Annotated in this window: 15 protein-coding genes, 1 riboswitch and 1 other annotated feature; of the genes, 9 read left to right on the top strand and 6 right to left on the bottom strand. The window is 50.3% G+C overall.

All coding sequences use genetic code 11. The features are described 5' to 3' along the window. Positions 1 to 215: 215 nt before the first annotated feature. Positions 216 to 809, bottom strand: coding sequence for a YdeI/OmpD-associated family protein (locus EDM57_RS12800; RefSeq protein ID WP_122905140.1), 594 nt, complete (start codon positions 807 to 809; stop codon positions 216 to 218). A gap of 250 nt (positions 810 to 1,059) precedes the next feature. Between EDM57_RS12800 and EDM57_RS12795 the strand changes: the two genes are divergently transcribed. Both EDM57_RS12795 and EDM57_RS12790 read left to right on the top strand, forming a co-directional pair. Further along, positions 1,060 to 1,239: a hypothetical protein gene (locus EDM57_RS12795; protein ID WP_122905139.1), complete on the top strand. Its 180-nt coding sequence runs from the start codon at positions 1,060 to 1,062 to the stop codon at positions 1,237 to 1,239. Positions 1,240 to 1,482: 243 nt separating this feature from the next. Next, positions 1,483 to 1,866 carry a nuclear transport factor 2 family protein gene (locus EDM57_RS12790; protein WP_122905138.1) on the top strand — a complete coding sequence of 128 codons (384 nt, stop codon included), beginning with the start codon at positions 1,483 to 1,485 and terminating at the stop codon, positions 1,864 to 1,866. Between the two features lie 1,067 nt (positions 1,867 to 2,933). Here the strand turns inward: EDM57_RS12790 and rlmD are convergent. Further along, positions 2,934 to 4,325, bottom strand: a complete 1,392-nt coding sequence (gene rlmD, locus EDM57_RS12780) for a 23S rRNA (uracil(1939)-C(5))-methyltransferase RlmD (protein WP_122905136.1) — start codon at positions 4,323 to 4,325, stop codon at positions 2,934 to 2,936. A gap of 163 nt (positions 4,326 to 4,488) precedes the next feature. Between rlmD and EDM57_RS12775 the strand changes: the two genes are divergently transcribed. The 3 genes from EDM57_RS12775 to yhfH all read left to right on the top strand — a co-directional run bounded on the left by EDM57_RS12775 (position 4,489) and on the right by yhfH (position 6,913). Further along, complete coding sequence (locus EDM57_RS12775) at positions 4,489 to 4,830, top strand: hypothetical protein (RefSeq protein WP_122905135.1); 342 nt, start codon at positions 4,489 to 4,491, stop codon at positions 4,828 to 4,830. Between the two features lie 136 nt (positions 4,831 to 4,966). Continuing rightward, positions 4,967 to 5,232, top strand: a binding site (T-box leader). An 89-nt stretch (positions 5,233 to 5,321) separates the two neighbouring features. After that, complete coding sequence (gene ilvA / locus EDM57_RS12770) at positions 5,322 to 6,569, top strand: threonine ammonia-lyase IlvA (RefSeq protein WP_122905134.1); 1,248 nt, start codon at positions 5,322 to 5,324, stop codon at positions 6,567 to 6,569. 182 nt (positions 6,570 to 6,751) lie between these two features. Then, positions 6,752 to 6,913, top strand: a complete 162-nt coding sequence (yhfH, locus tag EDM57_RS12765) for a protein YhfH (protein ID WP_122905133.1) — start codon at positions 6,752 to 6,754, stop codon at positions 6,911 to 6,913. 114 nt (positions 6,914 to 7,027) lie between these two features. On the opposite strand, the gene EDM57_RS12760 is transcribed toward yhfH, so the two are convergent. Then, the gene (locus EDM57_RS12760) at positions 7,028 to 7,333 is read right to left on the bottom strand and encodes a hypothetical protein (protein WP_122905132.1); all 306 of its coding nucleotides are present in this window, start codon (positions 7,331 to 7,333) and stop codon (positions 7,028 to 7,030) included. A gap of 179 nt (positions 7,334 to 7,512) precedes the next feature. On the opposite strand from EDM57_RS12760, the gene EDM57_RS12755 reads away from it, so the two are divergent. The 3 genes from EDM57_RS12755 to EDM57_RS12745 all read left to right on the top strand — a co-directional run bounded on the left by EDM57_RS12755 (position 7,513) and on the right by EDM57_RS12745 (position 10,181). After that, positions 7,513 to 8,076, top strand: a complete 564-nt coding sequence (locus EDM57_RS12755) for a hypothetical protein (protein WP_122905131.1) — start codon at positions 7,513 to 7,515, stop codon at positions 8,074 to 8,076. Between the two features lie 79 nt (positions 8,077 to 8,155). Then, entirely contained in the window at positions 8,156 to 8,719 is a 564-nt protein-coding gene (locus EDM57_RS12750) for a biotin transporter BioY (protein ID WP_122905130.1), read from the top strand. A gap of 118 nt (positions 8,720 to 8,837) precedes the next feature. Next, positions 8,838 to 10,181 (top strand): cytochrome P450, encoded by a 1,344-nt coding sequence (locus EDM57_RS12745; RefSeq protein WP_122905129.1) that lies wholly within the window; start codon positions 8,838 to 8,840, stop codon positions 10,179 to 10,181. 156 nt (positions 10,182 to 10,337) lie between these two features. On the opposite strand, the gene EDM57_RS12740 is transcribed toward EDM57_RS12745, so the two are convergent. The 3 genes from EDM57_RS12740 to EDM57_RS12730 all read right to left on the bottom strand — a co-directional run bounded on the left by EDM57_RS12740 (position 10,338) and on the right by EDM57_RS12730 (position 13,150). Further along, a complete protein-coding gene (locus EDM57_RS12740; protein ID WP_122905128.1) occupies positions 10,338 to 11,705 on the bottom strand; it encodes a sensor histidine kinase in 1,368 nt (455 codons plus the stop codon). Then, positions 11,706 to 12,425: a response regulator transcription factor gene (locus EDM57_RS12735; protein ID WP_122905127.1), complete on the bottom strand. Its 720-nt coding sequence runs from the start codon at positions 12,423 to 12,425 to the stop codon at positions 11,706 to 11,708. Between the two features lie 206 nt (positions 12,426 to 12,631). Further along, positions 12,632 to 13,150: a C40 family peptidase gene (locus tag EDM57_RS12730; protein ID WP_122905126.1), complete on the bottom strand. Its 519-nt coding sequence runs from the start codon at positions 13,148 to 13,150 to the stop codon at positions 12,632 to 12,634. A 4-nt stretch (positions 13,151 to 13,154) separates the two neighbouring features. Next, a riboswitch (cyclic di-AMP (ydaO/yuaA leader) is annotated at positions 13,155 to 13,294 on the bottom strand. A 307-nt stretch (positions 13,295 to 13,601) separates the two neighbouring features. Between EDM57_RS12730 and EDM57_RS12725 the strand changes: the two genes are divergently transcribed. Further along, positions 13,602 to 14,006, top strand: coding sequence for a LiaF transmembrane domain-containing protein (locus tag EDM57_RS12725; RefSeq protein ID WP_122905125.1), 405 nt, complete (start codon positions 13,602 to 13,604; stop codon positions 14,004 to 14,006). Positions 14,007 to 14,059 lie beyond the last annotated feature (53 nt).

Here is a 14,059-nt window from a genome sequence, read left to right as displayed (position 1 = left end):
AACCCTCCGATTAAGCAGGGGTTAAGGCCAATTTTCCCCTTAGAACAAGCCCGATATTATTACACGCTCAAACAAGCGTGAAAAGGCTAAATCCGGTTTATTTCTAGGATCTAGCCTTTATGTACATATGTGAATGTTTCCGGGGAGAAGAAGTTGGAATGAACGCAAAGAGAGTAAACTCGTAAAGCTTGATATATGCGTCTTCTCACCATAGACTAATCATGCAATCCTTTTCCTTCAAGAATGTGCTGCGTATATTTTGCAATCCTTGACTCCCGGGTTTTGGCTTGCTTGGGTTGAGAAAAATAAAGGAGGTATGCCCGTTGCCGTCCCGGCGTCAGCGCTTCAAACGCCGTTTTCAGGGCAGGGATTTCCGCGAATTTGGTTTGGAGCTCTTCCGGAATGATGTCTTCCGTATTCTTTTTAAATTCTACTTGCATGCCAGCTTTTTCAACTTCAATCGCGGCCTGAATGTATTCTTTCAGGATGGGTTCCATTTCCATGATTTCATTCACATGGGTAAAACGAATCTGGCGTGCCGCCTGTACGTTTTCCGTCTGTTGGATGAGAATCCCGTGAAGATCTTGCAGCAAAGCCCCTTTGTGAAACAGAAGCGCGCAATATTCTTTAAATCCGTGGATCAACACGACGTTTTTATTGTTAAGCGTGTAACAAGGATGCATCCACTTGAAATCTTCGGTCAGTCCACAGTCCAGAGCAATGTCTCTTAGCTTTTCAAATTCTGCTTTCCATTTTTTTGCCTTGCTCAAAAATTCATCGACCTTGGGGTTCTTTTCGCTTTTTGTCATCAAGGACACTCCTCACTAATTGTTCATCGGGTAACAGTCGGGAATAGCTGTTCTCCCGTTCTTTCTGAAATCATCTGGCTTTACTTGTGTTCAGCAGTAAGCTATCCTTGGAAGACTATATTTGTATCCTTGACAGAAAACAGTATGCACAGACAAGACGTACTTGTACTTTATTATACTAGATATTTTTGCGACATTACCATCTGGAAATGGAACACAACGGACGGAGCATGGGGGCATAGCCTTTGAATTGGAAGATGATCCATGGGCTCTTTACTACGAAGAAGGTCCATTAAGGGATCAGCTAAAGAAATCCACTGAATATCCTCACGTTCCTGGTTACGGATTTTTCCTTGGTAAAATTGAAACAGAAAAAATTGACCAAGCACCAGACATTTTTGAAGAAATCGTGAATAAAATTTCTGGCTAATAACTATCACTGTGGAAGGAGCTGTACAAAAAATCAGTGTAAACTGACTGCTGGACGCTCTGTTTTTTTATGGAATGTGCATCATAGGCACAAAAAATCGCCACATCCTCTATAATTGGCAGTTACCACACAATCAACTCAGAGGGCAAAAGTCCACTGCCGCTTTGCATAAATAAGGGAAAACTATGGTTCCATGAGGAAAGAGATAATGGTCATTTTTATAACCTTGAGAGGGGAATATCGATGATTCGTGAAGAGGTCAAACAAATGATTGAGGATTACGTTAGGGCATACAATTCTTTTGATGTCGAAGGTATGATTAAACTCTTGCACAAGGATATTCTGTTCAAAAATTTTTCCAATGGCGAACTGAACACAGAGACTAGAGGAACAGAAGAGTTCAGAGAACTCGCCGAAAAGTCGTCAAAAATTTTCTCTAATCGTCGTCAAACCATTACGGGATATAGTGCTCTAGGTGATAAAGTAGAAGTACAAATTGAATATGAAGGCAGATTGGCTGTTGATTTGCCAAATGGATTAAAAGCTGGAGATACACTGCAATTAAAAGGAAAGTCAGTATTTGAATTGAAAGAAGGTAAAATATCATTAATTGAAGATTACAGTTAAGTTATATGTCGGGGGACGTTACATAAAACATAAAATTAAGAATATTGAGATAAAAATTTCAAGCGATTGCTTATTAAAAGAGGGGTGAGAGCCCCTCTTTGCATTTTCTCAAAAAATAAATATTATTCCTGCAATTGAGCAACTCATCAAGTCACACGATTGAAACATATACGAAAATGGCAACCAATATCGCTAATCGCAAGACAACGCGCCATATCGACGGGTACCATGCATTCTTCGAAGCGTTGAAGTAAACGGGGAGATGGAAAATGGGCGCATTGTCTTCTGGTTTATTTACGTTATAGATTATTTCGATTGCCCCTTTGCGTATCGGCCTGAAATAAATCGTGTTTTTGTACGTCTTCCCCTTCGCTTTGAATTGATAGTGGTATCTTTTGTTCCTAATCGTTGTGTGTTCGTCATAACTCTCATACTCTTCTGTGTCAAGACCCACTGTAACGCGCCGTCCATGCCTAAGAAGTAGTAGGCGTCTCCATCCCCTGAAAGCTGTCATTAGCGTAAAAATGCCAAACAGGACAAGACAGGCGGAATACCAGGTCAAGTCCTCATGTCCCTCAGTAAGAGTAATGAGTTCAAGCAGAAACATAATGAACAAAGTGAACCACAGTAAAAACCAGAAAGAACAAAAAGCAGCGACCGCTGCCAACCAATGCACTCGATTCAGTTGATTCTCCATTGCGACCTCCATACTCATGGTGTGATTTTCAAATGGTAGCTTTACATTATTCTTGGTGTAACAGGGAAATCCTCCATCCCGTTGCAGAAGAAGCTCGAAATTTGCCATGAAATACGGTTTAGGCAGGTTGCTCTTAAAAGGCACCAAAAAAAAGAGTCCATTTCGTATCCATACCCCCGGCCTTGAAGAAGTGTGGTTTGCCGCTGTTTTATGGCTTGTTTATTGTTTCTATCGTTTCATGCGAAAATCTGCCGAGGGTAAATGGCTGCCCGTCATAATGGTCTATTGGATATGACATTTTTTGATTTGCATCTCTAGACAAAGAAATAGAGGGGATATTCCCCTCTATTCGTTAATTACGCAATACATCTCAGAATTCGTCCTTCCGCACCAACAGCGAACAACACTCCACATGACTCGTATGCGGAAACATATCCACCGGCTGCACACTAACCACCTCATACCGCTGCAACAACTTCGCCACATCCTTCGCCAGCGTCGACGGATTACACGACACATACACTATCCGCTTCGGCTGCACATCCAAAAGCGACCGAATCAGCGCATCATCCAACCCGGTGCGCGGCGGGTCGACGACGACGACGTCCGGGCGTGTGCCTTGCTTGGCCCATTTTGGCATCAGCACCTCGGCGCGGCCTGTGTGGAAGCTTGCGTTTGTCGCCTGGTTGCGTGCCGCGTTGCGGTTGGCGTCCTCGACGGCTTCCGGGATCAGCTCGATGCCGCGTACCTCGCGGGCGTAGGGCGCGAGCCACAGGCCGATCGTGCCCGTGCCGCAGTACAGGTCGAGGACGAGCTCCTTGCCCGTCAAGGCAGCGGCTTTTTTCACCTCGTCGTACAGCTTTTTCGTCTGCTCCGGGTTCAGTTGGAAAAAGGCGCGTGCCGACAAATCAAACGACAGCTCCCCGAGCTTTTCCGCGATGGAAGGTCTGCCCCACAGGGAGACCGTCTGGTTGCCGAAGATGAGCGACGTTTTTTGCGGATTTACGTTTTGCGCGATGCTGACAAGCTCCGGCAGGCGTGTGCGCAGTTCCAGAATCAGTTCCTTGACGCGAGGAATCTCCTTTGTAGCTGTTACCAGCGTCAGCTGTGTTTCCCCTGTGGCAAAAGCCACCCGCGCCACGATTGTGCGAATGACACCTGTACGTTTGCGCTCGTCGTAAACAGGGATGCCCAGTTCCTCGATAATTTTTTTCGCGGCTTGCACGATTTTGGTCGTCGCCTCGTGCTGCACCAGGCAGCCTTCCAGATCAACGAGCCTGTGGCTGCCTGCCTGGTACAGTCCGGCGATGAGCTTGCCGTTTTGCTTGCCCACCTGGAACTGCGCCTTGTTGCGGTAAGACCACGGATTGTCCATCCCGATGGTCGGGGCGACGGGGGGATCGGGCAGGCGGGCGTATTTGCGCAGAGACTCGATGACAATTTCCTGCTTGCTGGCAAGCTGTGCCGCATAGTCCATGTGCTGCAGGCTGCAGCCGCCGCATTCCTTGTAGACCGGACAGGGCGGGACGGTGCGCGAGGCGGATTTTTCCACGACGCGCAGCAGGCGGGCTGTTGCGTACTTTTCCCGCGCTTCCGTCACTTCGGCATGGACGACCTCGCCGGGGAGAGCGCCTTCGACGAAGACGATCTTCCGTTTGAAGTAGCCGATTCCCTCGCCGTTGATTCCCAGACTTTTTATGGTGAGCGTCATTTGCTGGCCGACGCGTATCGTTGCTTCCTGTTCCTTTTTGTGTTTTGGCATCTTTTGTTCTCCTCAGGGTGTTTCAGTATCTTTTCATTATAGTTGATTGCGAGACTTGTTGCATGGGGGCCGGGCGCTTTCGCTCACAAATAATGGAAACTTCCTGTGCAGCCTTGTTTTTGTTATAATAGTGCGGAGAATACTGAGGGAGTTGTGACGCTAGATGCAAGAGCTGTTTGACAAAATGAAAGAATACCTCAACATGGATACCGAAATTTCTTTTGAAGAGTTTGATGGCTACTACAAAAAAGTAGTCGCGTTTCTGAACGATAACTGGAAAGAGCTGAACGAGAATGACACGATGCACATGCTGTTTATCCTCGACAACCTCAAATCGAACGGCGAGGATCGTGCCAAGCGCAAATTGAAGGAAGCGAAAAAATATGCGAAAATGGCGCAACGCTCCGAGATTTGGGCAAATGCGCTGATCGTCCGTCTGCGTGAAGCTGGTTTGAGCGACGAAGAGATTGGCAAGCGTTACGAAGCTATCTACGAAGCGGTTTAAAACTGCCACATAGCAAAAAGCAGGAGAAAGTCACCCGAGTGTGAGCTTTCTCTTTTTTGCTAGGCGAAAAGAGTACGTTTGACAAGAAAACAGAGTCGCATTATAATTTGTAACTAATAATTTGAATAGTTTGTTATTCGTTGCGTTGAAAAGGAAGAGTAGAAGCAGAGAGCAGCGTGCAGAGAGCCGTTCCCCGTGCTGAAAGAACGGTCGCCCAGCCTGTTTTGAAAATCACCTTGGAGCAGTGTTCTTGAAAGCCGCCCCATTGCCGGGCTGTGAGTAGAGGACAACGGATTCGTCTCCGTTACCGGACGGGAGTTCCCATGTGGAACTTCTCTCAAGTCTGTTTTTCGTGAGGAAGACAGAGAAGCTGAGTGGTACCGCGATGCCTTCGCCTCAGCCAGCCGTGCGCAAACCAAGCGCTGCTGGCGAGGCGGAGGCTTTTTTTCATAAAAAAGAGACAACCAACGTTTGGGAGGAGCCAGAGAGCTATGCATACAGTGAGAGTAGAAGATATTGTGGTGGCCAACCACGGATTGAAAGACGTAGTGGAGAAGACACCGCTGCAAAAAAACAACGTGCTGTCCGAGCGCTACGGCTGCAACGTCTATTTGAAGCGGGAGGATTTGCAGGTCGTCCGCTCCTTTAAAATTCGCGGGGCGTACCATTTCATCCGCAGCTTGTCCGCAGAAGAGCGCGAGCGCGGCGTGGTGTGTGCCAGTGCGGGCAACCACGCGCAAGGGGTCGCGTATTCGTGCCAGCATTTGCAAATCCGGGGCACGATTTTCATGCCGACGACAACCCCGCGCCAAAAAGTTTCCCAGGTAAAACGCTTCGGTGGCTCGTATGTGGAGGTCGTGCTGATCGGGGATACATTTGACGACTCCTACGCAGAAGCGATGAAATATTGCCTCCAGGAAGACCGGACGTTTGTCCATCCGTTCGACGATCCGCTGGTGGTAGCAGGGCAGGGGACAGTAGGGCTGGAAATCATGAACGATCTGGAGGAGCCTGCCGATTTCGTGTTCATGAGCATCGGCGGCGGCGGTCTGGCGGCAGGGGTTGGTACGTATGTAAAAGGGATCAGCCCGGACACGCAGATCATCGGGGTGGAGCCGGCGGGAGCAGCCTCGATGAAAGCAGCGTTGGAGAATGATGATGTGGTGACGCTCGATGAGATCGACAAGTTCGTGGACGGAGCGGCAGTCAAGCAAGTCGGGCAGTTGACGATGAGCATTTGCCGCGACGTGCTGAGCGACATCGTGCTGGTGCCGGAGGGCAAAGTATGTACGACGATTCTGGAGCTGTACAACAGCAGCGCGATTGTGGTCGAGCCTGCCGGGGCGCTGTCGATTGCCGCGCTCGACTACTACAAGGAGCAGATCGCGGGCAAAAACGTCGTCTGTATCATTAGCGGCGGAAACAACGATATTGACCGGATGCAGGAAATCAAGGAGCGCTCCTTGCTGCACGAAGGCTTGAAGCATTATTTCATCATCAATTTCCCGCAGCGCGCCGGAGCTTTGCGCGAGTTCATGGAAAAGGTGCTCGGCCCGCATGATGACATCACGCGCTTTGAGTACACGAAGAAAAACAACAAGGAAAACGGCCCGGCGCTCGTCGGCATCGAAATGAAATGCCAGGAGGACTACCAGCCGCTGATTAGCCGGATGAAGCAGCACGGCATCCGCTATGTCGAGATCACCAACGATCCGTATTTGTTTAACCTGTTGATTTAAGAACGTTGTGTTACAACAGATGATGGATTTGCAAAAATGTATGAATACAGCGAAAAAGGGAGCATTCAGGAGCATTTGAGCGAGAGAAGGAGATAGTGCGGCGTAATGTATTATAACAAACTTTTATAAAACAGGTTCTGTTGTAATACAATACAGATAACAACACACGGGGGGTTATAATCATGACGCCAATCACTACTTTTTTCCGCAATCTCGAAGCAAAATGCTGCGCTGCCTGCGGCCAGATCATCAACGAGCAGGCTGAATCTTACGCGACCGAATGCTTCACTTGCCAGGAGCAGGCATCCTACGACGCCTACAAACACTACCACAAAAAACGGTAAGCAGATGAATACAGTTTGAAACAGGTATACCAAAACGGTTGCAGCCAGTGGGTATGCCTTTTTTGTTTTCACACCAAAAAAGCCGTTGCCAGAAAAGCAGCGGCTTTTCGCCGTTCAATGTGATTTGGCCTGGGACTTGGCAGCCTGTTCCTTGACGTAGTCAATCAGGCCGAGCTGGAAGCCCTCCTGTGCCAGCAAGCGCTGGGCTTCGTAGGTGCTGGCGTAGTAGGCCTGGACGTGCGGATCGTTTTCCAGCACATGGCGGCATGCCTCGTCGCGGGCAAGCTCTCTGTACCAATCCGCTTCCTTGATTTGCGCGACCAGCTCCTCGTAGGCAGGCTCCGGCTTTTTCCACGGGTTCAAGCGGTGAAAAATTTCAGCGAAAATCGCAACCACGACTAAAATTCCGATGAGAAACATGTTTGTCACCTCTGACGTTGGTTCCCTCCCATGGTACCACTCCCGGAGCGCTTTTCGCTATGGGGAAGTCTGTTCTGGCTTGCAAATGCGCAAAAAAGCAGGCATGCTAGTGACAGAAAACCAAACGTGGCCTGTCATATACACAGGTTCAGGCAGTGAGAACAAAAGGAGGGCACCCCATGTTTCATCCGCTGGTATTTGACAATATCAGAGTGGTGCTGGAAGGCGCGGTGTACGACCGCGATTTTGACGGGGCGATCACGATTACCAATCGGTCGGACGTCATGGATATGGCGACGTTCCAACGTTTGTTTCAGATTGACTTCAAGCTGGCCGGGCAGGCGGAAAACGAACGTGCTGTGCGGGCGCAAATGCAGTTGCGCACGAGTCTGGGCGACATAGCCGCAGAACAACTGGAAACGCCGCTCGTGGAGCATATCGGCTGTACGATCTGCATTCATTTTTACATGCAATTGGAAGGTCCCGGCGACATTCCAGACAGGGCAAAAGAAATTACAACGATTCTCAACGACATTTGGGGGCAGCGTCCGTTCATTACCCAGACACTGTCGGCGAAGCTGCCGGAGCATCGGATCGAATGGCCGCCGCAAAGCTGGGAAAACCGTGTGACGCTGGACTTTCATCGCAAGATCGACGAAGGAAACATCGAAGACCTGCGGCTGTTGATCGAGCACACGATTCAATCGCTTGCCGGTCTGCAAAACTACGTCGATCAAACATAGGGATTTACATTTAGACTCATGCGTATTATCATTTTGTTAACCTTATTATATTTTTAGTTAACATTGGAGGCTACTACGCATGAGAAACGAACGTTTGAGATGGCTCTTGCTTTCTGCCATTTTTGCCGCTGTCACGGCTGTGCTTTCCCAGGTGACGATTCCGCTGCCGCTCGTTCCGATCACCGGACAGACGCTTGCGGTTGGCTTGACCGCGACGATCCTGGGCAGCCGCTACGGTACACTCGCTCTGTTGATTTACGTGCTGCTTGGAGCGGTTGGCTTGCCTGTCTTTTCCGAAGCGAGCGGCGGGCTGCAAGTCTTGGTCGGCAAAACAGGCGGTTACATTTTCGGCTTTATCGTTACTGCCTTTGTGACAGGCCTTTATTTGGAAAAGTTCGGCTTTACCTTGAAACATGCGGTCGTCGCCAACATCATCGGTATGTTTGTGACGCTCGCCTTCGGTTGCGTCCAGCTCAAATACGTGCTGGATATTCCGTGGGACAAAGCTGTTGCTTTCGGCGCTACGCCATTTTTGGTCGTAGGCGTTATCAAGGCGGTGCTCGCCGCGCTGATCGGCATCAAAGTCCGGGAGCGGTTGATCGCCTCTCGTCTGCTGCGCGTGGAGCAGCCTGTCGCACGATAACAACGGTACACCTTTTCGCCACCTGATGCTGTCGGGTGGCTTTTTTTTCGCATAAACTCCTTTTCATGCCGGATACTATCGGTAACTCAATCGAAACACATAAGGGGGAGTTCGTTCCATGGGTGTGACAGTTCAAGGACCACGCGGCTTGCCGATCTCCGGCAATTTGCTTGCTTTTCGCAAAGACCCGTTGCAGTTTCTCCGCAACGCCGTTGCCGAGTATGGCGATGTCGTACACTTTCGCTTTGGTCCGAAAAGGCATGTCTATTTGCTGACCAATCCCGACCAGATCAAGGAAGTGCTCGTGACCAAACAAGACCATTTCAAAAAGGGAAAAGGCTTGCAGGTAGCCAGAGCCGTAGTCGGTGACGGGATACTTACCAGCGAAGGCCAGAAACACATGCGCCAACGCAGACTGATGCAGCCGGCTTTTCACCGGGAGCGGATCGCCAGTTACGGTCAGGTGATGGTGCGCCAGGCTGTCGAGTTGATGGAGGAGTGGAAAGCAGGAGAAGTCCGCGACATCCACGATGACATGATGCGGGTGACGCTGGCGATCATTACCGAAACGATGTTTGGCAAAAGCATCAAGGAGGGGGCCGACAAAATCGGACATGCGATCGACGTCGGACTGAAATATGTGGCGAACAAAGCTTCCTCCTTTATCGACATTCCGTTGTCGGTTCCGACAAAAAGCAATCGACAGTTTGTGGAATCGAATGAAACGCTGGACAAAACGATTTTTTCCCTGATTGAAGAGCGGCGCAACAGCCAGGACGGCAGGCAGGACGATTTGTTGGGAATGCTGCTCGCGGCGCGGGATGAGGACGACGGCCAAGGGATGACAGACGAGCAGGTGCGGGACGAGGTCATGACGATTTTTGTGGCGGGTCACGAGACGACAGCGAACACAATGTCATGGATCTTTTATTTGCTGGCGACTCATCCGCAGGTTGAGGCCAAGCTGCACGAGGAACTAGCAACAGTATTGGCAGGCAGACTGCCTACGGTTGAAGATTTGCCAAAGCTCCCCTACACGAATCTCATCATCTCGGAAACGCTGCGACTGTACCCGGCAGCCTGGACGATCAATCGGGAAGTGGTAAAAGAGGTAACAATCGGCGAGTATACGTACCAGCCCGGCGATACGCTGATGATGAGCCAGTTTGTCATGCATCGTCTGGAGCGCTACTACGAGCAGCCGGATGAGTTTGTTCCGGAGCGGTTCGCGGGCGATCTGTTGAAACGCATCCCGACGTATGCCTATTTTCCGTTTGGGGGAGGGCCAAGGATTTGTATCGGGAACAACTTCGCCCTGATGGAGGCTGCCCTGCTTTTGGCGACGATCGCGCAGCGCTACCGCCTGCGGCTGGCACAGCCAGGACAAGTAGTGGAGCCGGAGCCGCTCGTTACCCTGCGTCCGAAAAACGGACTGCCGATGCGCCTGGAAAAGCGGGAATAAGGCAAAAAAAAAGAGGCATCCTTGCACTACGGTTTCACCGTGATGTCTCAGATACCGAACTGGGGGTTATTTATCACTGAAAGCAACATGCTTATGATAAATACCTTAGCAGAGAAATATAAAAAATAAATTAACTGTGAATAAACCTATATAAATTTAACGGTGATAAAAGGGAATGGTGAAGGAGAAGCTGCTTCCTATTCCCTGTTCGCTGATTACCGTGAGTTCTCCGCCGTGGCGGCGCACGATGCTCTGGCAGATCGTCAGCCCAAGCCCTGTGCCGCCGTTGTTGCGGTTGCGGGACTTCTCCGCACGGTAAAACTTGTTGAAGATTTTGGGCAAATCTTCGGCTGCGATTCCTTCCCCTTTGTCTATGACGGAAAACAGCACATGTCCTTCCCGCTGGTCGCAAGTAACCAGGATGGAGCCATCCGGCTTGTTGTAATAAATCGCGTTGTTCAGCAAGTTTTCCATGACGCGGCGCAGCTTCGTTTCATCTGCTTCGATGTGCAGTTCATTGGACACGCGCAGCTTCCATTGAAACGCCAGGCCAGCTTCCTTTACCCGCGCCAGGTAGTCCTCGATAATTCCTTTCAAAAATCCTTTCACATGAATGCGGCTGATGTTGAGCCGCACCTCTTCTGTGTTGTGCATGGTAAAGTCCTGCAACTCGTCCAGCAGCTTTTCCAGATCGTTCACTTTTACTTCGATCTTGCCCATTTGCTTCTGAATTCGTGCCAAATCTGCGACCCGGCCGGAGCCGATGTAGGAGGCGTAGCCTTTGATCGTGGTCAGCGGCGTGCGAAAATCATGGGCGATGGAGGCGATCATTTCCGATTGCCTTTCTTCGGAAAAGCGCAGCTCGTCGACCATGTCGCCAAAGTAGCGGAACAACTGCCCGAACTCGTCATGCGAGCGATACGTAAACGTCACAAGCCGTTTGCCTTCGCGGATTTCCTGTGTGACGCGGGCCAGCTCGTTGACCGGGCGCAAAATCCAGCGGACGAACAGGGCGAGCAGCAGCAAACCGACGAGGACGAGGCTGCCGTAAATAAACCAGAGCATCATCGAGACGCCCTTCGTAGCCATCATGTCGTATTCGTCCGTGTAGAAGTAGACGACGATTTCACCTTCACGGGGAGGCTCCTGCTGAAAATGGTACTCTGCCACGACTTTCAGGTCGCTTTTCGTGCTGGAAGGGAGCGACAGCTTCAAGGAGTAGGCATGTGACGGTCTGTGGTAAATCGTGTTGCCGTTCGCGTCCGTCACGACCATCCGGTACATGACGTCTTCTGGCAGCTGCCTCTCCAACTCCTGACGTTCGATCGGGTCCCTGAAATTGCCGGAGAGCAGCAGCTGGTTGAGCCGGACCTTTTCTGCCGCGTCCTTTTCAGCTTGATACTGGTTGTGACGGTCGTCTTTCAACTGCTCGATGATGATGTCCTGGAAGACGAACTTGAACAGCAGGATGTTGAGGGTAATCAGGGCGATAAAGGATAGAAAAAGCTTGTTGCGCAGGCTCATCTACAGTTTCTCCCCGATGAATACGTAGCCTGTCCCCCATTGTGTTTTAATGAACTGTCGCTCTGTCTCCAGCTTTTCACGCAAGTTTTTGATGTGGACCGTCACCGTGTTGAGGGAGCCGTAGCCGTATCCCCAGACGCGGTCGTAAATTTGTTCCCGCGTGAAAACGATTCCAGCATTTTCTGCGAGAAACGTCAACAATTGGAACTCCTTCGTGGACAGCTCAATTTTTTTGCCGCTGACGTAGACCGAATACGTTTCCTTGTGGATCTCCAAATCCTTGAACTTCAGGACGGTGATCGGGGAGCTGGACGTCTCTTTTTCCGGCTGCTCCTCGGTATGCTTGCGGATCCGCTCGTAGCGTCGCAGATGGGCGCGGATGCGTGCCAGCAGCTCTTCGGTGTCAAACGGCTTCGTAATGTAATCATCGGCGCCGATTTCAAAGCCGACGACTTTGTCTACCGCCTTGCTTTTCGCGCTGAGAAAAAGAATCGGCAAATCCCACTCGCGGCGAATTTGCGAGCAAAGCTCATAGCCGCTCATGTTCGGCATCATAATGTCGAGCAAAATGAGATTGGGCCGCTCGCCCTGATTGAGCAGGGCAAGCGCGTCCTCGCCACTTTCCGCCGAAGAAACCCGGAAGCCTTCGTTTTCCAAAATATCTTCAAGCAGCTCAATAATCTCCTGATTGTCATCAACGATTAAAATATGATCTTTCACCGGAATTACCCCCAGTTACTTCTATTAATAAGTGAACAAGGTACTATCGTGTCTATCATAACATGCTTTCGCGCAAGAAAGGCAAATATCCGTTTCTATTCATGCATCATTACTTATAAGTAGGGCCACCTCTTTAGACCTGGTCCTAAATTTCGTCAGAAAAAGCCAGAGACGCTGTGTCCCTGGCTCTTATTTTTGCCGAACTACTACTTTTGTGCTTGATTTTCCGGCAACGATGCTGCTTGCACCGCGTTTTCCTTTTTCGGGGCTGCCGCTTCCAAAGCAGGTATGCTGATGCGCTTGGCGCCAACATAACGCTTGCTCCAGTAGTATGGGTCGTTCAACTTGGTGTTGACGACGCCGCGGCCAGTCTCCGAATGCACGAATGTGCCATTCCCGATGTAGATGCCTACGTGTGAGATGCTGCGTCCGTTTGTATTGAAGAACACAAGATCTCCAGGCTGCAGGTCTTTCTTGGCAACCGCTGTCCCCAATTCATATTGGGCGGCAGAATTGTGAGGCAGGTCTACACCTAACGCATCAAATACGTAGCGTGTGAAACCGGAGCAGTCAAAGCCCTTTTTGGACGTGCCAGATGCTTTGTAAGGGACGCCATACAGCTCGCTGACTACGTCTTGGAGTGTCGCACTCTCTGCCGCATGTGCAGCGCCGGCCCCCATCACAAGCATTCCAGCCATAACGAAAGACATTACCACCTTGCGCAAAAGAAACTGCTCCTTTCGTGAGCCTACGAAGTTAGCTGAAGGGTTCGGTCGAAAGGACGCCCTAGACTGCCAGCCGGCAATCATTCACCCCAAAAAAAACTGGTTCCCCCGCTTCCGTCATACGGAATTCGGCTATTTTTCGATGTTTTTTTACACGCACCTTACGAAGATTCTACGCTTTTCCCGTTTTCCCTCTTTTTTGACCGCTTGTTCACTTTTTTGTCACAAAATTTCGCCAAATGGTGTAACGTCTTGCTTCGACATTGCAAGCGCTTGCTGGCGAAAAGGCGGAGACCAGGCTCGTCCGATTACGGCAGGAAATGCTCTCCGACCAGGGACGGAGGGAAAAACCAACCGCACGCCCGTTATGGGGAGCCTATGCGGGGGGCTACAATAATGCCATAAGGTTCAACAAGCACCACACGCAAGAGATGATAGGAGGTAAGCGAGCATGAGCGAACGGTCTGGAAAGTTTTTGCTCGGACTGGTTCTCTTGCTGGTCGGCGGGTTGGTTCTCCTGGATTTAATCGGAATCGACCTTGGTGATCTGATCGGGATTTTGATTCCCGCGGTCATCATGCTGTACGGCGCTCGAAAAATCATGGGACAATCCGGTTCGCGTTTTTGGGGAATCGTGATCTTCCTGTTCGGGTTCCTGATGCTGATCGGCAAGCTCCATCTGCTGTTTCACGGCTTACTGGCCATTGGTGTGATTTATCTGGGGTATCGCTTACTGCGCCCCGGCCATGTCCCCAAGGAAGCGCCACCAGCCTGGGAACGTCAGTGGGCACAAAAGGTATTAAAGGAAGACATGCTGGATGCGTGGGAAAAAGAAGTGACCCGCCGCCAGCCATAAGCAGCCAAGTCGCAAGAGGTTTTGGATGAAATGACACGATGTGATATGATGAG

The sequence above is a fragment of the Brevibacillus gelatini genome, assembly GCF_003710935.1.
Classification (GTDB): domain Bacteria; phylum Bacillota; class Bacilli; order Brevibacillales; family Brevibacillaceae; genus Brevibacillus; species Brevibacillus gelatini.
Note: the sequence above shows the minus strand (reverse complement) of the source record. Positions and strands in the feature narration are given on the sequence as shown.